Source organism: Shewanella sp. 1CM18E (assembly GCF_023161665.1).
GTDB lineage: Bacteria > Pseudomonadota > Gammaproteobacteria > Enterobacterales > Shewanellaceae > Shewanella.
Genome location: NZ_JALNTW010000009.1, coordinates 138277 through 158463, shown reverse-complemented (window position 1 = coordinate 158463; position 20187 = coordinate 138277). Strand labels below are relative to the sequence as shown.

The window sequence follows — 20187 nt, the reverse complement described above, 5'->3', positions numbered from 1 at the left end:
ATGCGGCCTGTGTCACTTGTGGTAGCGCCACTGCCATAGGTTGCCCCTTAGGCTGGATGCTTTGCGTCACCTGCTTTCACAGGTTTTGCCTTTTTCAGCAAGCGCACACGGTGCAACTTGTAAGATCTGGCGGATTATTATCTGTAATCCTAATTTTGTAAATCTAAATATATCAATAAATCACCAACTTATAACTATAAAAACCACAAAACCATCCAAGACAAAATATTGGCAACCAACATATTGATAAAAATCAGATAAAAATAAACAAAATTAAAACCTACCTAGCACTATGACCAATAAAATGCTGTTCTAACCAATAAAAATAACCAACAAAATATCTTTTCAAAAAGAAGTGCCAAAAAACTTACATAAAATCAAATTAGTCGACTTTTTGCAGTGCTTGTCTCAAAACTCAGTTTATTGACGCTATCTAACAAATAACTGGATAAGGAGTTCAACTTTGGTTCAGCTAGCAAACGCTAACATCTGCTTTCTAATAAATATCAAAAGCCGATGACACGCCGTCTAAGTGAGTTAAATGAAGATCCATGACACCGACTTTACCTATGAAAACCTACCAAGCGTAATAGTATTACTCGATTCCGTGGCCTTTATGTGGGTCGTCACTTTAATCACTGTCGGCATTTTTAGTTGGGTCGCTCTAAAACTTTGGCACCTGCACTCTTTGCCTAAGTACCTCGCTAAAGAACAAGGCATGCAGCAAGCAAAACTGGTGTTTTGGCTATGTATGTTAGGTCTATTTTGGAAACCTTTATGGGTACTGGCCGTTATCGCCATCGTCACCGACTGGGACAGAGCGCAAGAATGGATTAGGGGGACACGCTAATGAAAGAGATCATGCTACCGTACATTTTTATCGTTTGGTTACTGTTTAAATTCAAAGTGATAAAAACCAGACCGCGCAATTATTTTATTAGCGTATTTGTTGGTTGTTTAATTGCTAGTGCGCTGTTTTTGGCTCACCGCTTTTATTCACCTGCGGACTTAACCAACTCCACCACCGTAAGAGCACCCCATGCGATTTTATCCCCTGCCATTGGTCAGCAGATAGCATCAATCGAAGTAGATCATAATCAACAAGTCAAAAAGGGAGAGCTTATCTATACCTTGGTCGATGACAAGGTGAGCAGTGCCATTGATGAGATCAATGCGCGCATTAACGAGGTTGAGCGCAGCATCGAGGCAACTGAAGTCAAGCTTGCCCAAGCTAAGCGCACCCATGAACGTAAAGCCGAGCTAGGTCAGCATGTTAGTGAGCGTGACTTAGAGAATGCCGAAGACAATGTTGAGATCATCAAAGCTGAGCTCAAGGTGCAACATGCACAACTTGAGGTGCAATATGCGCAGCTACGCAAACAAGAGTTTGAGCTCAAACGTCTAGAGGTACGCGCACCTTTCGACGGTATGGTAACCCATGTTTATATTGCCGATGGCTCGCGTGTCGGTGCCATGCACCTATGGGATATCAAGCGCAAATTTGTCGAAATGCGTATCCCCGATCAATCATTTGCCTATATTCAACCGGGTCAATTTGCCGAGTTTTATATTGATGCTTATCCAGGGCAGATATTTAGAGCCAGAGTGCACAGTAAGGTCGAAGCCACAGGTGAAGCTCAGGGCGATATCTTACCCCGTGAACAAATGGTGTCGCGTCATATCAATTTAGGGGCTATGCCAGTAGGCCGAACCGTGGTGCTAGAGGTGGATGAAGCCACAATGGAGATGCTCCCCATTGGCGCAACGGGCTCAGCATGGGTCAGTGCCGACAAGCCATTACCAATACTGGGCTTTCTGGATATTATCGGCGGCGCGACGGTAAGATTAACGGCAGTAAAAGCTTACCTTAATCCTTTATAACTTTTAGTAATCCAACAAAAAAGCACAGCTTACGCTGTGCTTTTATAGTGTGATAGCCTTAATCTATTTCTTTGAGATCAGCTCTAATATACGTAAGAACAAGTTAATGATCTCCATATAAAGCATGCCACCAAAATCAATCGCTTGATCTAATGTATCACCGTACTTGCAAGCTGCCGCCCAGAAATAGCCAATATAGCCACACATGCAAGCTGCTACAATCCAGTGGATGGCATCATGGCTATGGCCAAAAATAACTAACCAACTTAGCTCAATCACCAAAATCCAACCCGTGACCACTGCCAGCACCTTACCAAAATGAAGAAATAGATTCGGCATCAGCGTCGCAGTAATAATCATTAACAAGGTAATAGTCGCCGTGTACTGAATCGCAGTCACAATCTCACTGTAGGAGAATTGTTGTAAACACAAGTTAAGCAATAAACCAACGCTTAAGGTGAGTATGTTGTAGCCTAAAAAACTATATAATGGCGCCTCATAACGAAACATTATCAGGAAGCCTAGAGTAGAAAATACCAGAAAGCCGATCAATATAACCCAAGGGTTAATGCTATTAATCCACTCTGTCGGGAAATAAACAACTGTCAGGTAGTTAGTGGTAAATCCCCAAATTAGCACTAAGCCAATCACTAAGTTGAATACCCGTTTGCTAACCTGTCTATCTTTTAAAAACAGCCCAGATAAGTAATGACTCAGGCCTGCTTGTGAATTTTCCATGTAAGCTATTTCCTAGCAATAATACGACGTTATACGCCAACTGCTGCTCAGCTTAACTAAGGTTTAAATTTGGCTATATCACTAAAGGCTAACTTTGCAAAACTCGTCAATAAACAGAGATTTAACTGGGCAAATTTTAAGCTAACCCCATCCTACCGCTAACAGCTTTCAGTTGCAGGTTCACCTCCAGCACACACAACAATAAAACTCACTCCACCTTAGGCAGAGATGAGTGTTAGAATTAGTCACTATTGAAAATTTACATACTCACAAAGGTAAGGCAATGAACCCGATTCTTGCGATCTTAAAAGAACATAACGTCAGTGATGAGCAAGCTAAAGAGCTGTTCCAAACACTTACAGAAAACCCAATGATGGCGATGGCAGTGATTGGTCAGCTAGGTATTCCACCAGAGAAGCTACAGCAACTTATGGGTCTTGTGATGCAAAACCCAGCTTTGATTAAAGAAGCGGTTGAAGAGCTAGGCTTAGATTTTGCAAAAGTTGAAGCGGCAAAAGCTCAGCTGCAGAAGTAATAGCTGTAAAAGTAATCGCTCTGGTTGCATAGCTCTGGCAGCTAATAGCTAAAAAGCAGCAACAAAAATCACTCTAAACGCCTTGTGCAGCCTTGCTACAAGGCATTTTTTGTTTCTAGCATTCACTCCTAAATCAAGCCAATCACTACAACTCCTCCCCTTGTTCACAAAGCCAACCGAAATGACTCATAGATCACGATTCTGAACAGCATTTGAGCAAAAAGCTTGTTCAGCTGATGACATTTGGCTATTTTGCCAAATATACACTTTTTTATATATACATTTTTTTAGATAAGAAGATGACTGAACAAGAGCTACTAAAATTCAAGGCTCGCGCAGCTGTATTGAAGGCGCTAGCCCATCCAACTCGTTTGTGGCTAGTTGAGCAATTGCAGCAACAAGAGCGTTGTGTTTGCGAACTCACCGATGGCGTCAATGCCGACATTTCTACTGTTTCTAAGCACTTATCACTGCTACGCCAAGCAGGCATTGTGAGCAGCCGTCGTGAGGGCAAACAGATCTTCTACCGCATAGAAACCCCTTGTTTATTAAAAACATTAAGCTGCCTTGAAAGCGTCATTGAAAAAACGCCGCCAAACATGCAGCGCTAGTCTGATCCACAAAACGTGTTAAACAATAGAGCAATTAATGAGGTAACAAGATGAAAATTGAAATTCTAGGCAGTGGCTGTAAAAAATGCACCAATCTCGCCGCTGAGGTAGAACAAGTGGCAACTGAAATGGCACTTGAATTTAGCGTTGAGAAAGTCACCGACATGGCGGCGATCTTAGACTATGGCGTGATGTCGACTCCTGCGATCGTAATTGATGGCACAGTGATCACAGCAGGTAACGTGCCTTCTAAAGCAGAGATCCAACAACTACTAAGCAACAAGTAACCATAACCTAAAAATCCAAACTTAATTAAGCGTACTCAAGAGAAGGAATTTCCAGTGAATATCGTTAATAGTGTTTCTAAGTGGTTGATGCCACTAGCCGTATTATTCTGTTTAGCGTCAGCTCCATCACAGGCTAAAAGCGAACTTGCCGTGCCGCCACCAGCCGTAAAACTCAGCGATAACCAAGTGCTAAAAGTGTATTACTTCCACGGTAATGCTCGCTGCACTTCTTGTAAGCTAATAGAAAAGTACACTAAGGCCGCCATTGAGCAAGGTTACCAGCAATCACTGCAACAAGGCTTAGTCGATCTACAAATGGTCAACTTAGAGTCTAAAGGTAACGATCACTACATTGATGATTTTCAGCTCATTACTCGCTCAGTAGTATTGGCGGTAGAGCAAAATGGCAAAGTTAAAGAGTACCGCCGCTTAGACGCTGTTTGGCAGTTATTTACTGACGAGCAAAAATTCACTAATTACATCTACCGTGAAATAGGCTTAATCACTAACAATCAAGTCGCAATGCAAGCAGCGCGCGAGCCTGTTTATCATGGTTGAATGGCTGCTTATTCTCTCTAGTGCGTTATGGTTTGGTGTGCTCACCTCCATTTCGCCCTGCCCCTTGGCAACCAATGTGGCGGCAGTATCTTTTCTTAGTAAACAAGTCGATAGGCCATCAAAATCGATGATGATGGGCGCTGCATACAGTGCTGGTCGGATGCTGAGTTACATTTTACTGGCGGCAATTTTATTACACAGCGCCATGTCTGCACCTAAGTTATCAAACTTTTTACAGACGCAAATGAACATGTTGCTCGGGCCAGTTTTATTGTTCGTTGGTGCTTGTTTACTGGGCTGGATCCGCTTGCCTAGCAGCAAATGGTCTATCTCAAATCAGCTACAGCAAAAGTTAGCTAAAAAAGGTCAGCTAGGTGCATTCTCGCTCGGTGCTTTGTTTGCCCTGTCGTTTTGCCCAACCTCAGCGGCGCTGTTTTTTGCATCCTTATTGCCACTTGCTGTCGCGCAGCAATCTAGCTTTTGGATCCCAGCAGCTTATGGGATCGGCACCGCAATGCCGGTATTGATCTTAAGCCTGCTATTAGCTGTCGGCACAGTACAAATCGGCAATGTGTTCAACAAGATCACTGCAATCGAGCGCTTTGCACGAATACTCTCTGGCGTGATCTTTATTGCCGCAGGTATTTATTATTGCTGGTTTTATTTAATTCCACTTCTGGAGTAGGTCAATGTTTGCATGGTTTACGCAATTGGCAGATTGGCTAGTTTACGATTGCTTGGGTTTATCTAATCAAACCCAAGTTGGACAGGCAATTCATTTTTTTGTTGAAGACGTCAGTAAGATCTTTGCATTACTGATAGTGATGATCTACAGCATTGCCTGGCTTAGAGCGTCACTTAATATTGAGCGAGTTCGCGGCTATTTGGCCGGCAAACCAAAACTGGTTGGCTACGGCCTAGGCTCCGGCTTTGGTGCGATCACACCGTTTTGCTCATGCTCGAGTATCCCAGTATTTTTGGGCTTTACCTCTGCAGGGATCCCGATCGGTATCACAATGGCGTTTTTACTCACTTCGCCATTGATCAATGAAGTAGCCATCTTGCTGTTGTTTAGCCTATTAGGCTTTGAGATCACCTTGCTTTATGTCGTTACCGGTATTGGTATTGGCATCATTGGCGGCGCTTTACTGGATCTACTTAAAGCCGAGCGCTGGCTGCAACCTCTAGCGGCTAAAGCTTATGCTATGGGGCGAGAGTCATCACAGCAAGCCAACCAAACAATGCCTGAAGCCACTGCGATTAGTTGGCAGCAACGCCATCAATTTGCCAAAGCTGAAACCACTGAGATTTTTGGCAGAGTGTGGAAGTGGGTCATTATTGGTGTGGGCTTAGGTGCGGCGCTGCATGGGTTTGTACCCGCTGGCTGGCTCGAAGCTAACTTAGGCGATGGTCAATGGTGGTCTGTACCACTGGCGGTATTAATGGGGATCCCATTATATGCTAACGCAACCGGCGTGATCCCTGTGATGGAAAGCCTACTAGTACAAGGCGTGCCACTGGGCACCACGCTAGCATTTTGCATGAGCACTGTTGCCGCAAGCTTTCCTGAGTTTGTCATGTTAAAACAAGTAATGCAGTGGCGACTATTGGCGATTTTATTTGCGCTATTACTAGTGTCATTCACTATTATGGGCTGGGTGCTGAACTTGGTTTAAAGCTTATGTTTAAAGATTAAGTTTAAAGCACAAGTTTTAAAGCCTTAGTTTAAAGTTTAGCTTTAAAGTCTGGGTTAAATGCTTAAAAAAGGCCTTACCGATAACGGTAAGGCCTTTTTATTATTCTATACTTTGTCGCTTGCTGTTGCTTGTTAGTTAGAGTGAAGCTAAAGCTTAACTAGCCGACACGCTGATTATGACTATCAATAATCAACTCGCCGTCTTCTTTGCTAAATGGGCCCGCAGGCCATTGATCTAGTAGATCCAGCACTGACTCACTTGGACGGCACAATTTAACCCCTTTAGGGCTGCACACTATCGGGCGATTAACCAAGATTGGGTACTGTAGCATTGCCGCTAAAATCTGTTCATCAGAGACATTATCTTCGAGCAAGCCTAGCTCTTTGGCGGGTGACTTAGTGACTCTCAAGGCTGTTTTTGGCGTTAACTCTGCCGCAGCAAACAAACCGAGCAGTTGTGGCTTGGTCCAACCTTGTTGTTGATAATCAATAATAACTGGATCATAGCCAGCTTGCTGGATCACGTTGAGCACATTTCTTGATGTGCCACAGTCTGGATTATGGTGGATCACTATCATCGCTTATCCCCTTACACTCTCATTGAGGTTAACTTGAGTCAGCTTTCCTTTGAACTAATACTAATCAGTATAAGTTAACCATTTACAACAGTAGCATCCGATTCACTGTGTTGATTCACCATTTTACATATGATAAATTATATATGCGAATAATTATATATAAATTCTTTCTAAACGCTAGCATTTTCAGTCACGATAGATTTAACAGGTATTAGCTAATTTTAAGTGATAGTGAATTTATCAACTACCGCTATCAGCTTTTGATTCGCAGTCGTGAGTCTGTTGGCTTCTTCTACTGTCGATTTTCCATTATTGTCTAGCAATACCACCATGTCGCGAATAGCATTCATATTACGACTGACTTCGTCCGATACCGCACTTTGCTCCTCAGCTGCAGTGGCAATCTGAGTATTCAAATCATTTACCTCAACAATAGAGCTAACCACTTTGGCCAAATTATCACTCACTTCAGTGGTCGCAACGCTGGCTTGTTCACAGGTAAGTTTGGTTTGCTTCATCGCGTCTACTGCACAGTGCACGCCCTGCTGCAACTGATCTAAAGTCTGCGCTATCTCTGTGGTGCTCACCTGGGTTCTAGCTGCCAGTGCCCGCACCTCATCAGCGACCACGGCAAAGCCACGCCCTTGCTCACCAGCTCTGGCAGCCTCAATCGCAGCATTCAGCGCCAGTAAGTTAGTTTGCTCAGCAATTTCACCAATAACTTGCAAAACTTTGGTAATGCTTATCGCGTCTTGGGCAACATTACTGATATTGAGCTCAGTGGCTTCAACGTCTTGAATCAAGCGCTCAACCGTTTGTTGAGTGCTAGTCACAATTCTATTGGTGTCGATAACTTGATTATTGGTTACCACTGCAGCTTGTGATGCATTTGAAGTGTTATTGGCAACATCCATTGCGGTTGCGCTCATCTCTTCAACCGCTGTGACTACCTGTTCTGTTTCCAGCACATGCTGATTTAGCACATTACTATTTTCATCTGTGTGTTGGTGTAAATGGGTAATACTTTGGCCGATTTCTTGTGATCCAGATGCTACCTGTTGCATTAATCCCTGCAGGTTCGCCACGAAGCGATTAATGCCAGCAGCAATGTCACCTAAATCATCTTTACTGGTTACTGGTAAGCGGTGGGTTAAATCAGCCTGACCTTGCGATAGCGCAATCACGACACCTTTAAGACTTAAAATAGGACGATACAATCTATTTAAGATGACTAACACGAAAGCAATGCTAGCGATTAACATCGCTATTGAAACCAAAATCGACTCTTGCAGAGATTCGTTTAATCCAGCATAAGCAACACTTTCATCCACGCTAATAAATAGATACCAATTTTGCTCACCCAGTAAAGGGATCGACTCACTGAATACTAGATTTTGTTGGCCTTCACTATAATAATCGCCACTAAATGTATGGTTTACCACAATATTGCGCTGCAACTCACTGAGCCCTGAATCAGCTAATGTTTGACCGACATTGAATAACTTTGATGACGAAGCAAGCACTTTACCTTGCTGATCAATAATCGCGGCATCGGCTCCAGGAAATTCAACTTGTTCAACCGTACTGGCTAAGATTTCTAACCCAATATCACCCGACAGCACACCGTCTCCGATGTTGGTAACAACCGAAATCACAGGCTGTTTTGTCACAACATCGGTATAAATATCCGTCAGCACAGCTTCAGAATTAGCACGAGCAAGCTGATACCAGCCACGCGGCCGAGGATCATATTGTTGCGGGTCTGCAACTCCATCTCGCCAAACGTTACTATCGGCAACACTGGCATACGAACTACCGTCTTCAAACCCCCAGAACACTGAGTACAGACCACTTGCCTGTTTGGTAAAGCGCGCAAAATCGACATATTGATGCACCTCTCCTCGCTTATATTGCTGCGCTAATGTCACTATCGCCGTAGCCTTATTATTAAACCATTGCGATATTGTATTGGCTTCATTGTGAGTCATTGCTTTCGAGCTGGCTTGCACATAATCAATGGTGTCTTGCTTTAGTGACTGATATGAAATCCAATTTGCAATCAATAAGCTGCACGATACCAATGCAATGATTGCCAATGTAATAGTGTGTTTAAATCCAAGCGCTTTCATGGGGGGCCAGTTCCTTGTCTAAATGTCCTATGCAGTCATTTAACTCATTGAGCAAGATTGCAATTAATGCGTAGACTTATACGCTAGGAATCAATTCCAAACCGTGAGAAGAGCAACAGCAGCTATTGAAGCCATTATTTTCAACTGCCACGAAACCAAAATAAAAAGGGCCAGCAAACTGCTGACCCTTAATGACTGATTTACACTATGAGTGACCAAGCTAGATCGAAAATGCTAGGCTAGCTCAAAATACTAGATTCCCCCTCAAAACCTGCTAACCACGTTTTGAGTAATTGGTTCAACTCCGGTTTCTCAGTAGCAGATAGTTGCTCAACCAGTTGATGCTGAATACGCACATGATCTTCGATCGCTTTATCTATGGTATTAAAACCTGCATCAGTTAAGCCCACCGAGACACTACGGCGATCTTCTTTACTGTGCACCCGCTCAATTAAGCCTTTGGACTCTAGCTTATCTAAACGATTAGTCATTGCCCCAGACGTTAACATCATCGATGACAGCAATGCTGATGGCGTAAGATTAAACGGCTCACCTGAACGCCTTAATGTTGCTAGTACATCAAACTCGCCCATGGTTAGACCATATTGTTTATGGCAGGCAGCAATCTGCGCTTCAACATGTTTTTGCAAACGCATAATACGCCCAAAAATAGCCATTGGTAGGGTATCTAGATGCGGCTTTTCTCGCCCCCACTGCGCTATAACCTTATCAATATCTTCCATTTGTCACCTTTATTTTGCCTCAAGCTAACCCACCAACAATAAACTTAACGTAAAGATACTTCACAGAAAGATACTTTACAAAAATAAATTATCGATCAACAATGAAATCTATCTTTACGTAAAGATACTTAACAGTAAGGTAGTTTATGAATATTTTCCTCGCCATGATCACTGCATTTTTTTGGGGCACCACCTACGCGGTTACTCAGTTCAGTTTACCTGACTGGCCACCAATGCTATTAGGTGCGATCCGCGCGTTACCGGCGGGGTTAATTTTATTAGCGATTAAACCAAGTTTGCCGAATAAAGCTGACTGGCCGATTTTAATTAAACTTGGTGCGATCAATATCGCCATCTTCTTCAGCCTGATTTTTGTTATGGCATTAACGCTACCATCAGCGATCTCTGGCGTCGGTATGGTTTCCGTCCCCGTGTTTGCCATGTTGTTTCATTGGGTTGTCAGTAAAAAGCGCCCCAACTCGCTGCAAGCAATATCAGGTGCGGTCATTATTGCCCTTGCTTGGTTATTGTTTGATCCAAAATCGATCAGCTTAAATCCGCTTGGCTTAGCCGCTATGCTCGCTGCAATTAGCTGCATTATTGTTGGCAGTACCATGACAAAAGCGCTGGGCAGCCGCATTCACTGGTGGACAGTGCTCACTTGGCAACTGATTATAGGTGGCAGCTTGTTACTGGTAGTTGCAGGGGTCCACGCTAGCTACGCCCCCGAGGCATACGTGGCAGCAGTGCAGCACATTGACTGGCGCAATGCGATGGGGATCGCTTGGATCGTCCTACTCAATACGGCACTAGGTTACGGCCTATATGTATGGTTATTGCAGCGGATGAGTGTGGTCGACTTTGCCTTTGGCGGTATTGCAAACCCTATTGCCGGGATCATCAGCGGTATGATTTTACTCGGCGAGTCATTTACAGCGCAGCAATACCTGTTAATGACGGGCATGATCTTAGCTTCTGTTACGCCAGCGCTTATCCAGCTTATACGCCAACGCCTAAACTAAGTGTGCTAAAGCGACCTCTTACAACTCCGGCTCAGTCTATATCGACTGAGCCAAATTAATGTTTTTCAGTCAAAGCAAAATATTGACCCACAGCACACTTCTCTTGTAATTGTTTGCGCAACCTCCCTGCTTGCGTACAATCCGCGCCAACAATTTATTGTGCTGTATATCGCTGGAAATTTGGTCCAGAAGTCTCTACCACAAGACCTAATCTTGTGACTACAGCCCAATCACCGTCTGTTGCCAAACGTCTACAACACTTGGCAGCCCAGTGGTATCTGCCAATAAATGTATTGAATTCTCTGCGCTTAAAAATAAGCGCATCAATAAACATTAATAAGGCATCACTGTGGCAATCTCTAGCTTACTTCGACGTGCGGGACAGTCCCGCTTTATGGAAAACACTTTCCAACTTTCTAAGCGCAATGCCAATGTTGGCACCGAGCTTTACGCAGGCTTTATTACCTTTTTGGCTATGAGTTATATTTTGGCGGTGAACCCGGCGATTTTAGGTAGCATTGATGGCATGGATAAAGGCGCCATCTTTACCGCCACAGCATTAGCCGCAGCACTCGCCACCTTAATCATGGGCTTTTTCGGCAACTATCCAGTGATGCTAGCCCCAGGCATGAGCATGAATGGTTTCTTTAAAGGCATGCTAGCATCAAGCTCTGTGGCGCTGATTTGGCACGAGGCACTATTCGGCATTTTCTTGTCGGGTATCGTGTATTTAATCTTCTCGATGACCAAAATTCGCAAGCAGATGATTGAGTCGATCCCAGAAGATCTTAAACTCGCTATCACAGTGTCTTTAGGCCTGTTTATCGCCTTTTTAGGTTTAAAGAATGCCGGGATTATTGTTGCTAACCCAGTGGTGCTGGTGAGCATGGGCGATATTAGCCAACCGCAAGTTGCCATTGCCTTTATCAGTTTATTTGTCGCAGTAGGCTGCATGGTGCGCAATATTAAGCTCGCCACTTTTATCGCCTTTATGACTTCAATTACCTTAACGCTTATTAGCGATGCGGTGCTAGGTACCCAATATGCGCCAATTCCTGAAACTTGGTTTAGTCTGCCGCCAAGCATTGAGCCGAGCTTTGGTAAGGTATTTAACTTTGAGTTTCTCACCGTCGATAAGCTATTTGATCTGCTATTTATCGTGATCATTTTCTTTATCGTCGACTTCTTCGATGGCTTATCAACGATTGTCGGTGTAGGTAAAGACGCAGGTATTATCGATAAAGATGGCAAGGTACCAAACGCACGTTCAGCACTGGTTGCCGATGCAGGTGGTACGGTTATTGGTAGCGTATTAGGCACCACCTCAATCACTGCGTTTTCTGAATCAGGGATTGCCTCAGCCCAAGGGGCTAAAACCGGTTTAGCCGCGGTGGCAACTGCCTGTTTATTCTTGCTGGCACTATTTTGCTACCCAGTGTTCTCGATGTTTTCTACCGCTATTGTCGCGCCAGCGATGATAGTGGTCGGTATATACATGGTTGGCCGCTTAGGTCATATCAATTGGGACCATAAGCCTTCGTGTATCGCCGCCTTCTTTACCGTGATGTTCACCATTTTAAGCTTCTCACCGGCTAACGGTATGGCGATGGGCTTTATCAGCTATGCATTTGCTATGGTAGTGGCTGGCAAAGGCCGTGAAGTACACCCGATCATCTATGCCCTATCACTGATCTTTATCGCTTACTTGTTGATGTGGTAATTACGACTTAAAGCATTAATAAAAAAGGGTCTGCAATGCAGACCCTTTTCTTTAGGTAAAACTGATTAGTTCGCTTGAATATGACTCACTTTAACCATTGATACTTTGAAGTCATCAGCTTCAACGATTTCAAATTTTAGCTTAGCAAATTCAACCACATCACTCACCTTAGGAATGGTTGAGTTTAAGGCTAACAATAAGCCTGCAACAGTAATGTACTCCTGCTGCTTATCAATCAGTCCTATGGTCTCTAAACGTGACTCTAAGTCATGCAGTGAAGTCGAGCCTTTAACTAACCAGCCGTCGTGACACACGCTGATCTCAGGGATCTCACCAATATCAGGGAACTCACCGACAATTGACTCAAGCAAGTCATGTAAAGTGACAATACCTTGAATGCTACCAAACTCATCAGCAAGCACTGCCATACCCGCTCTCGATTCTCTAAAGCCATCGAGTAAACGAATCACGTTAATACTGTCTGGCACGATATAGGCAGGATAAGCCGCTGCAATATCGGCTAATTTTTCACCCGCTTCAATGCCGAGTAGTAAATCTTTACTGCGCACAATACCGACTAAATTATCTAACGAGCCACTGCATACCGGGAAGTTTTGGTGGCGACTATCTTTAATCGTTTGTTTAATCTTATCGGTGCAGTCCTCTGTATTTAACCAAACCGTCTCACTTCTTTGAGTCATTACGGTCCGTACATTTCGCTCCGACAGCGATAACACTCCCGTGACCATCTCACGCTCTGCATCTCCAAAGCTGACTGGCGCAGGCTCTGCGCCTTCGTCGTCATCATGGACGTTGTAATGTTTATTGCCCATCAAGCGGAAAATGGCTTCTGTAGTACGTTGGCGCAGTGGCACTCGCTCAGCATACTTTGCATGGCTTGAGCTGATCATTTGGTTAAACATTTCAATTAAAATTGAGAAACCTATGGCAGCGTATAAGTAGCCTTTAGGAATATGCACACCAAAACCTTCAGCAACCAAGATAAAGCCAATCATCAATAGGAAGCTTAAACACAGCACGATAACCGTTGGATGCGCGTTAACAAAGTTAGTAATCGACTTGGACGCCAATAGCATCACAATCATAGATACAATTACCGCAATCATCATCACAGCTAAGCTATCTACCATACCCACGGCGGTAATAATTGAATCGAGTGAGAACACCGCATCAAGCGCCAAGATCTGCGCAATGATCACACCAAAGCTGGCGTACACATTAGTGCCTTGCTGTTGGCTCATATCGCCTTCAAAACGCTCATGTAATTCATGAGTTGCTTTAAATAGTAGGAACAAACCACCAATAATTAAGATCAGATCTCGGGTTGAGAAGCTTAAATCGTAAATACTAAATAACGGCTGGGTTAAGGTGACGAGCCAAGACACAATACTTAGCAAACCAAGACGCATAATTAAGGCTAAAGACAAACCGATTGTTCTAGCTTTATCGCGCAGCTCAGGTGGGAGTTTTTTAACTAAAATAGCAATGAAAACGAGGTTATCGATACCTAACACAATCTCGATAATAATAAGGGTAATTAAGCCAATCCAAATTTGTGGTTCAAGCAAAAATTCCATCGTGTGTTTTTATTTTCCTAAACTGAGGTCTTTGTTCAAGTTCATTGCTCAAAGTAACAACTCGAACTAACAGCTCAGTTTGGTCAATAGCTCCAAAATATGACGCATTATTAAAAGATAAGCGCAGTTATATTGGAGAATTGGCAAAACCTATAATTAATTAAACTTTAACTTTGCTCAGCAAGTCTTTATAAACTGCTAAAAAGGACATTTTCTAAGGTTAAATAGTCTTCACTATCTCGGACTACTCCTAACTCGAACCATCAGCTAACAGTATGTGACAGCAAACGCGACAATATCGATATACAAGGAAAACGTCGTAAGCAAACACTAACATTTATTGATAACGCCCCCTGTTATTTAGACAATCAGACTCGCAATAGAACGCCTTATACTCCCCCTGGGCAGCAGCATTAAATAAGCAGTTAAATGGGTAAATAAAAACTTTGCTAACTGAATAAGTAGGAGAAATGCTAAACAAAGCCAAACTACAGGAATGATAAGTCGCGCAAGCCAGCAAAGCGCCAACAACTTACGTCAGCGCTTTATCAAACAGCTCTATCAACTAACTTTATCAACTAGCTTTATCTAACTAAGCCTCTTCTGGAAGCTTGTCTGAGATGGCTGTATTACAGGTCGAGTTGTAGCTATTGAGCTCAATCAGACCGCGCAAGATTATGCCGTGATAGCGAGCTTGAACCAGCTGATAATCCAGCTCTGGGGCAAAGTAATAGGTCACTTCCTCTGTGCCAGTTTGCTCAACAGGGATCAAAGTTAACTTACCCCAAGGTGCAATTTCTTTACTGATCGCGTCTTGCACATAATACTGGTACGGTTCTATCGCATCTGATGCTTGGCGGATTAAACGAAACTGCTGCCTACCTTGCAATAAAAAATCACGCATTTGAATCGCTAAGGTATCAACGTCACGCAGTGGAATATCCTCTGAGTGATAACGCTCTATCTCACCATCAACATCCACTTCAGATGCAAGGCCTGTGTCACTAAAACTAGCATGCATATCACGAGCCCGAAAGCCGCTGACCTTTTGGTGAAACTTCTGCGTAAGCCACTGGTTAAGCTCAATTGACCAAGCCAGTTCTGCACGCTGCTGATACTGAGTACCTATACCTAAAATACTGGCTTTGCTCGTTGAGGTCACCACCGCAGTTTTACCCAGCCAATCCTCAGTACGGCTCATTGTGCCTGTATGAATGCCGCTGAGATAGATGTCGTATTCAGCATGACGACTACACTGCTCGACACTTGCTAACGATGCTTCCTCAGCAAGTGCGTAACTCGAAGTAAGAAACGCCGTTGCCACTGCCGCTATAGCCAATAAATCATACATAGCACGAGTTGTCATCGAGGTAAAAAAGCGGCTCATATTAGAAAACTTCGTTCACATTCAAATAGAAGTTAGTTTCGTTTTCACCTACACCAATATCGAGGCGTAAATTGATATTATCTTTGATTTTAAAACGGAAACCTGTGCCGTAAGAAGTCAGCAACTCTTCATTTAAGTCGCTCATCTTATCAGCAACACTGCCTACACCGCCCCAAAACACCATGCCGTAGCGTTGGAAGAACGGTAGACGATATTCTACTTGACCCATCATCATCTGCTTGTCGCGATAACGACCTTTGATGTAGCCGCGCATAGCACCTGAACCACCTATATCAGGCAGCATGTTCCAAGGTACATCGCCATCGGTAAAGTGTCCTTGTACTTGCCATGCGATTAGACCAGGCGCATTGCTCAGCAAAGAGGTTTGGCTTAGGTCGATATAGTTAGCTAATTCGACATCGTAAGTTGAAAACGATGAATATTCGCTATTGTGGTAAAGACCTGCATCTATCTGAAATAACCAACCTTTGGTTGCATTTAAGCGATAATCACGTGAGTCGTAAATACTGGTTAGCTTTACACCCGTGCTAAAGTTATTTGGCAAAATATCGCTAGAATCAACTGGCAAACCGGTTTCAACTAGCTCTAACTTTTCAGCACTAGCGTAGGTTAGGTCAGCACCGACACCCAGAAAATAGTTATCAGCGACTTCTGTCATATAAACAGGTTTAAAGCTATAAACCTGTTCTTCAAACTCATGGTGATTAGCATCAATATTACCTTGCTCAATACCTTGACCATAGTAAACTGCAGCTTCGTTATGCAGCTCTAAGCCAAGTTGTAAACGCTGTTTACCACCGTTGAAAAAGGTCATATTTTCAACTTCAACACCGTAAGAGTTGTTCATCGATACAAACGAGTTAAGTACGATAGATGAAGGCTGTTCTTCACTTGATGAACCATCAGTTTTATATAAACCCACCATAAGCAACCCCACACCGAATTTTTTTTCTGGTGTGTAATACGCGGTTGGTAAATAGCTCATATCGATAGCTTTGCTTTGGTCAAACTCACCGTCTGCACCAAATACAGACAGGATGTCATCAATCCAAGTCGGCTGCATATCTTTTGGCGTTTCAAAAAGTGGTTCAACAGCAGCTGCTTGATTAGAAAGCGCCAATAGGGTTAACAATAAAATCCGTTTCATAAATGCTCGAATTAATAGTGAAGAATAATGGGGTGTTGTAGGCGATATCCTGTGAAAGAAACGTGATGCCTCTGGCCACAAAGACTGCTGATGGCTCTAGCCGCAAATCGCCGAGCGCGCATTCTACCACTTGAGCCATATTCAACAATGACTTTTTTTGATTAAGGAGTGAACAAGAGCGTCTAAAAATAAAGCCGCAGTCAACCTAAGATAAACCACGGCATTTTAATCTCAATCAGTCACCCTAAGCCGTTTTATCCATAGCTGTACAGTTTAGATACTTAGCAATATCCACTTCATTGATTTGCGCCGGATCGAGGAATTTATTGGCATATTCCAAATAGATCCCACTGGATAAGAACAGCTTAAACAACTCCATATCGAGATGCTCATCGAGCGCCATTTTATATAGAATATCGATAGCGACGCTCAACGGCTTGGCCTTTTTGTAAGGTCTGTCTGCAGCGGTTAGTGCTTCAAAAATATCGGCGACCACTAAGATCCGCTCAGGGATCGATAAATCCTCAGCTGTTAATTTACGTGGGTAGCCGGTACCTTTTAAGGTTTCATGATGAGTCGATGCATAACGCGGCACCCGCGCTAACTCCGGTGGGAAAGGTAAGTTCTCCAGCATCTTAATCGTGCTAGTAATATGTTCATTGATCTTAAATCGATCTTCAGCGGTTAACGTACCTCTTGAGATCGACAGGTTATATAACTCGCCTAAGTTGTATTGATCTTTTGGAATGGTCATCTTAATACCAAACTTGGGATCAAACTTAACTTCATTAATCCGCTTAATGATATGTTCTGGTTTGTCACGTAATAGCGGTTCGGTAACCGGATATACTTGCTGTTCTTCTCGCTCACTCAAGTTGAGCTCTTCTACTGGCGACAAACCGAGTCTGTCATCAAAATGACGCTGCCAAGTGATACTCGCTAGCTCGGCCAACCTGTCTTTAGACTCTTGCCCCATAAACTCGCCACCAATATTAGCAGTGGCAATAAATTCAAAGTCTTGTTTTAACTGATTTTGCTTTTGCTCTAACTCTGCAAGATAAAACTCTTTCGCCTCATCATCTAACGCAACTTGCTTTAAGTAATGGATCTCAGCATCGCGCCATAACACTTCAAATCGCATACGCACTTCATGAATACGGTTATAAACCGCTTCAAGCTTTGTGCCTTTATCCACAATAAACTCTGGCGTGGTGATCTTGCCGCAATCATGCAGCCAAGCCGCTATCCTAAATTCACGATGCTCATCGGCTGAGTTAAACTTAAAGTCTTTAAAGGGGGCTAAATCTGACTTTTCAGCCGCTGCAGCAAGCATTAAGCCAAGCTCAGGCACGCGATTACAATGACCTGCAGTATAAGGAGACTTATCATCGATCGCTTGTGCGATAAGCTTAATAAACGACTCCATTAGCTCCTTTTGGTTTTCTTCGTATTCCTTGATAGAACAGGACATATCCATCATAGAGTGAGCTAATTCATCCAGCTCAGTAATATTAGAATCAACCTTGATCACATCATCATATTGGCGATTTTTGATCTTTTCATTTTCCTTTTCCAATAGCTTAATCGGCCTAATAATTGGCGAAGAGAAAACCCAAGATATTGGCAAGATAAATAGTAAACACAAGCTAGTAAATAAGATCGAATGTTGAACCTTTTCAACACTGCTAGCTAATAGCTCTTTTGCTGGAACCACTATGGCAAAATATTCTTCACTGCCAGCGGATGCATCGCCAAACGGAGTGACATAAAGAAACTCTTTCACACCGTTGATCTCGCGCTGAATTAACTTTCTTTGGCTATCTGGCTGCTTTGCAATATCAATTAGCGCTTCATACGGTACAGTACCTTTGGTGGTTAAGTTTTGTTTTACGCCACCAGCAAACCATTTATCCTTTAATGCCTGTTTTTGCTCTGCTGTGATATTGGCCAATGCTAAATTGATTATTTCAATCAGTGCAGAATTCTGCTTTGCCAGCACGATATGCAAGCCGGTATCTATCGTTAACGGGGCAAAGTTTATCTGTTCATGATATTGAATGTTCTCTACAAAGAACTGCCGCGCGGTGTAATGCAAAATAATACTATTATCCAGTGCAGCATAGACCTCGCCCTCTTCTACCGCATGCAAAATAGCGTAGGTTGACGGCATTTCAACAATTTCAATTTGTGGGTAGTTACTGCGGATCACCTCGACAATTGACCAACCACTGGGTATGGCTAATTGCTTACCGAACAACTGCTCAATATGGGTAATCGTCTCTAGGCCTTGTTGAGTCACTAAGGCGTAAGGTAACTCAAGAAATGGCTCACTAAACTCACCCATTAAGCGGGTTTCATCAGTTTTTATCACTGAGTGCAACATGGCCAATTCTTGCTTTTTGAACTTATCGGTTAACTCACTCCAACTAAATCCATTGATATACCGCAACTGCAGCCCTGTCATATCTGCAACAAGGTTCAATAAATCAACGCTATACCCCTGAGGCATGCCAGATATCGCAAAGTCAATTGGTGCCCAGTCAGTCTCGTTAGAAACCTTTAATGGCTCTGTCTTTGCGATTAAATTGCGTTGCTTTTCAGTTAAACGTAAAGGCTGAGATTCTGGAATTTTAATGCCAATTTGTTTTACTTGATTAGAAGCAATCAACTCACCACTTTGCTTATAGAGATATATCTTCTTTTCGCTTGCGGTGTTGTCATCTTCACCTTGCATGACTAAATAATCAGACAGACTCGACAACGCAATGTCTAACGCTAACACAGCACCTGTTTCAGGCAGTTTTATCGAATATGTTTGCCCCGGAGATTGTAAATGCTGGAACAGATAAGGCTCAGTTTTTGACACTGTCGCGCCATTAGCATTAATAAACCATGGCCTCACTCTGGCGTCATACTCACTCGACTCGATTTGGCTGACCCTAAGAGTAAATTCGTCATCAAAATAAGATTGCTTGCGTTGTCGCAGTTCACCTTGACCGTTAATTGCAATAATCACCCAGCGATCAAGGTGCGACGCATTGAGCTGCTCCCTAATTATCGGGTGAGCATCGAGATTAATTAGCTCGTAAAAATCACCATTGGGCATGCCAATGTAGAGGGCGTAAAACAATGGATTAGTTCGCATGATTTCAGCAAACACACGCCGAGTTTCAAGGTTCACGCCGTCATTAACTTGTAACGCATCAAAACTCGACAGTAGTTGTACGGTATTTATAGCTTGGCTATCGACTTGAGTGAGATAACGGCTAGTATTTTTGGCGGTAAGGTTGTAAAGATTAACAGCAGAATCCGTTGCCATCGCTTTACTGAAGTAATATTGCAGACCTATGGCAATGGCAGCGGTTAATACCGTTGCTAAGATAAAAATCCCCACCACTGTTACTCGAATGGTGAACCGCTTTTTACTCTTATTGACCACGGTGCTCATTTAATCTTTGCTCCATCATTCAATCCTTGAAAGGTGCATCTTATTACACGCAACTAACAAGTCAACATAGTGCATTAGCATTACACTT

At 43.2% G+C, this 20187-nt stretch carries 18 protein-coding genes and 2 riboswitches; of the genes, 10 read left to right on the top strand and 8 right to left on the bottom strand.

Going from position 1 to position 20187, the window contains the following annotated elements; all coding sequences use genetic code 11:
* Positions 1–17: 17 nt before the first annotated feature.
* A riboswitch (cyclic di-GMP riboswitch) is annotated at positions 18–100 on the bottom strand.
* Between the two features lie 441 nt (positions 101–541).
* Both MSG37_RS13595 and MSG37_RS13590 read left to right on the top strand, forming a co-directional pair.
* Positions 542–850, top strand: coding sequence for an Mg2+ and Co2+ transporter (locus MSG37_RS13595; RefSeq protein ID WP_248471192.1), 309 nt, complete (start codon positions 542–544; stop codon positions 848–850).
* Positions 850–1881, top strand: coding sequence for an efflux RND transporter periplasmic adaptor subunit (locus tag MSG37_RS13590; protein WP_248471191.1), 1032 nt, complete (start codon positions 850–852; stop codon positions 1879–1881). Before MSG37_RS13595 ends, MSG37_RS13590 begins: the two co-directional genes overlap by 1 nt.
* Before the next feature lie 63 nt (positions 1882–1944).
* On the opposite strand, the gene MSG37_RS13585 is transcribed toward MSG37_RS13590, so the two are convergent.
* Positions 1945–2619 (bottom strand): Bax inhibitor-1 family protein, encoded by a 675-nt coding sequence (locus MSG37_RS13585; RefSeq protein WP_248471190.1) that lies wholly within the window; start codon positions 2617–2619, stop codon positions 1945–1947.
* A 283-nt stretch (positions 2620–2902) separates the two neighbouring features.
* On the opposite strand from MSG37_RS13585, the gene MSG37_RS13580 reads away from it, so the two are divergent.
* From MSG37_RS13580 to MSG37_RS13555, 6 genes are all read left to right on the top strand, one after another.
* On the top strand, positions 2903–3154 hold the full coding sequence (locus tag MSG37_RS13580) for a DUF2999 family protein (protein WP_248471200.1): 252 nt from the start codon (positions 2903–2905) through the stop codon (positions 3152–3154).
* Between the two features lie 299 nt (positions 3155–3453).
* Positions 3454–3765, top strand: a complete 312-nt coding sequence (locus tag MSG37_RS13575) for a metalloregulator ArsR/SmtB family transcription factor (protein WP_248471189.1) — start codon at positions 3454–3456, stop codon at positions 3763–3765.
* A 50-nt stretch (positions 3766–3815) separates the two neighbouring features.
* Positions 3816–4052 carry a thioredoxin family protein gene (locus MSG37_RS13570; RefSeq protein WP_248471188.1) on the top strand — a complete coding sequence of 79 codons (237 nt, stop codon included), beginning with the start codon at positions 3816–3818 and terminating at the stop codon, positions 4050–4052.
* Between the two features lie 54 nt (positions 4053–4106).
* Entirely contained in the window at positions 4107–4610 is a 504-nt protein-coding gene (locus MSG37_RS13565; RefSeq protein ID WP_248471187.1) for a nitrophenyl compound nitroreductase subunit ArsF family protein, read from the top strand.
* Complete coding sequence (locus MSG37_RS13560; protein ID WP_248471186.1) at positions 4603–5295, top strand: aromatic aminobenezylarsenical efflux permease ArsG family transporter; 693 nt, start codon at positions 4603–4605, stop codon at positions 5293–5295. The genes MSG37_RS13565 and MSG37_RS13560 overlap by 8 nt, the downstream gene beginning before the upstream one ends.
* A 4-nt stretch (positions 5296–5299) precedes the next feature.
* Positions 5300–6286: a permease gene (locus MSG37_RS13555; RefSeq protein ID WP_248471184.1), complete on the top strand. Its 987-nt coding sequence runs from the start codon at positions 5300–5302 to the stop codon at positions 6284–6286.
* 178 nt (positions 6287–6464) lie between these two features.
* On the opposite strand, the gene MSG37_RS13550 is transcribed toward MSG37_RS13555, so the two are convergent.
* The 3 genes from MSG37_RS13550 to MSG37_RS13540 form a co-directional block, all read right to left on the bottom strand.
* Positions 6465–6884: an arsenate reductase family protein gene (locus MSG37_RS13550; protein WP_248471183.1), complete on the bottom strand. Its 420-nt coding sequence runs from the start codon at positions 6882–6884 to the stop codon at positions 6465–6467.
* Positions 6885–7105: 221 nt separating this feature from the next.
* Positions 7106–9013, bottom strand: coding sequence for a methyl-accepting chemotaxis protein (locus MSG37_RS13545; RefSeq protein ID WP_248471182.1), 1908 nt, complete (start codon positions 9011–9013; stop codon positions 7106–7108).
* A 239-nt stretch (positions 9014–9252) separates the two neighbouring features.
* Complete coding sequence (locus tag MSG37_RS13540; RefSeq protein WP_220782480.1) at positions 9253–9756, bottom strand: MarR family transcriptional regulator; 504 nt, start codon at positions 9754–9756, stop codon at positions 9253–9255.
* A gap of 146 nt (positions 9757–9902) precedes the next feature.
* On the opposite strand from MSG37_RS13540, the gene MSG37_RS13535 reads away from it, so the two are divergent.
* Both MSG37_RS13535 and MSG37_RS13530 read left to right on the top strand, forming a co-directional pair.
* Entirely contained in the window at positions 9903–10778 is an 876-nt protein-coding gene (locus tag MSG37_RS13535) for an EamA family transporter (protein WP_248471181.1), read from the top strand.
* A 142-nt stretch (positions 10779–10920) separates the two neighbouring features.
* Positions 10921–11020, top strand: a riboswitch (purine riboswitch).
* A gap of 152 nt (positions 11021–11172) precedes the next feature.
* Complete coding sequence (locus MSG37_RS13530) at positions 11173–12498, top strand: NCS2 family permease (protein WP_248471180.1); 1326 nt, start codon at positions 11173–11175, stop codon at positions 12496–12498.
* Between the two features lie 65 nt (positions 12499–12563).
* Here MSG37_RS13530 and MSG37_RS13525 read toward each other — a convergent pair whose 3' ends face one another.
* The 4 genes from MSG37_RS13525 to MSG37_RS13510 all read right to left on the bottom strand — a co-directional run bounded on the left by MSG37_RS13525 (position 12564) and on the right by MSG37_RS13510 (position 20099).
* Complete coding sequence (locus tag MSG37_RS13525; protein ID WP_248471179.1) at positions 12564–14096, bottom strand: TerC family protein; 1533 nt, start codon at positions 14094–14096, stop codon at positions 12564–12566.
* 592 nt (positions 14097–14688) lie between these two features.
* Entirely contained in the window at positions 14689–15483 is a 795-nt protein-coding gene (locus MSG37_RS13520) for a hypothetical protein (RefSeq protein ID WP_248471178.1), read from the bottom strand.
* A 1-nt stretch (position 15484) separates the two neighbouring features.
* On the bottom strand, positions 15485–16651 hold the full coding sequence (locus tag MSG37_RS13515; protein WP_248471177.1) for a BamA/TamA family outer membrane protein: 1167 nt from the start codon (positions 16649–16651) through the stop codon (positions 15485–15487).
* Between the two features lie 244 nt (positions 16652–16895).
* A complete protein-coding gene (locus MSG37_RS13510; RefSeq protein ID WP_248471176.1) occupies positions 16896–20099 on the bottom strand; it encodes an HD domain-containing phosphohydrolase in 3204 nt (1067 codons plus the stop codon).
* Positions 20100–20187 lie beyond the last annotated feature (88 nt).

What these genes read in the sequence shown, in the direction of transcription:
- MSG37_RS13550 (WP_248471183.1), bottom strand. Translation starts at nt 6,884, where the DNA reads ATGATAGTGATCCACCATAATCCAGACTGTGGCACATCAAGAAATGTG.
- MSG37_RS13520 (WP_248471178.1), bottom strand. Translation starts at nt 15,483, where the DNA reads ATGAGCCGCTTTTTTACCTCGATGACAACTCGTGCTATGTATGATTTA.
- MSG37_RS13530 (WP_248471180.1), top strand. Translation starts at nt 11,173, where the DNA reads ATGGAAAACACTTTCCAACTTTCTAAGCGCAATGCCAATGTTGGCACC.
- MSG37_RS13555 (WP_248471184.1), top strand. Translation starts at nt 5,300, where the DNA reads ATGTTTGCATGGTTTACGCAATTGGCAGATTGGCTAGTTTACGATTGC.
- MSG37_RS13595 (WP_248471192.1), top strand. Translation starts at nt 542, where the DNA reads ATGAAGATCCATGACACCGACTTTACCTATGAAAACCTACCAAGCGTA.
- MSG37_RS13535 (WP_248471181.1), top strand. Translation starts at nt 9,903, where the DNA reads ATGAATATTTTCCTCGCCATGATCACTGCATTTTTTTGGGGCACCACC.
- MSG37_RS13580 (WP_248471200.1), top strand. Translation starts at nt 2,903, where the DNA reads ATGAACCCGATTCTTGCGATCTTAAAAGAACATAACGTCAGTGATGAG.
- MSG37_RS13560 (WP_248471186.1), top strand. Translation starts at nt 4,603, where the DNA reads ATGGTTGAATGGCTGCTTATTCTCTCTAGTGCGTTATGGTTTGGTGTG.
- MSG37_RS13585 (WP_248471190.1), bottom strand. Translation starts at nt 2,619, where the DNA reads ATGGAAAATTCACAAGCAGGCCTGAGTCATTACTTATCTGGGCTGTTT.
- MSG37_RS13510 (WP_248471176.1), bottom strand. Translation starts at nt 20,099, where the DNA reads ATGAGCACCGTGGTCAATAAGAGTAAAAAGCGGTTCACCATTCGAGTA.
- MSG37_RS13540 (WP_220782480.1), bottom strand. Translation starts at nt 9,756, where the DNA reads ATGGAAGATATTGATAAGGTTATAGCGCAGTGGGGGCGAGAAAAGCCG.
- MSG37_RS13570 (WP_248471188.1), top strand. Translation starts at nt 3,816, where the DNA reads ATGAAAATTGAAATTCTAGGCAGTGGCTGTAAAAAATGCACCAATCTC.
- MSG37_RS13575 (WP_248471189.1), top strand. Translation starts at nt 3,454, where the DNA reads ATGACTGAACAAGAGCTACTAAAATTCAAGGCTCGCGCAGCTGTATTG.
- MSG37_RS13545 (WP_248471182.1), bottom strand. Translation starts at nt 9,013, where the DNA reads ATGAAAGCGCTTGGATTTAAACACACTATTACATTGGCAATCATTGCA.
- MSG37_RS13515 (WP_248471177.1), bottom strand. Translation starts at nt 16,651, where the DNA reads ATGAAACGGATTTTATTGTTAACCCTATTGGCGCTTTCTAATCAAGCA.
- MSG37_RS13590 (WP_248471191.1), top strand. Translation starts at nt 850, where the DNA reads ATGAAAGAGATCATGCTACCGTACATTTTTATCGTTTGGTTACTGTTT.
- MSG37_RS13525 (WP_248471179.1), bottom strand. Translation starts at nt 14,096, where the DNA reads ATGGAATTTTTGCTTGAACCACAAATTTGGATTGGCTTAATTACCCTT.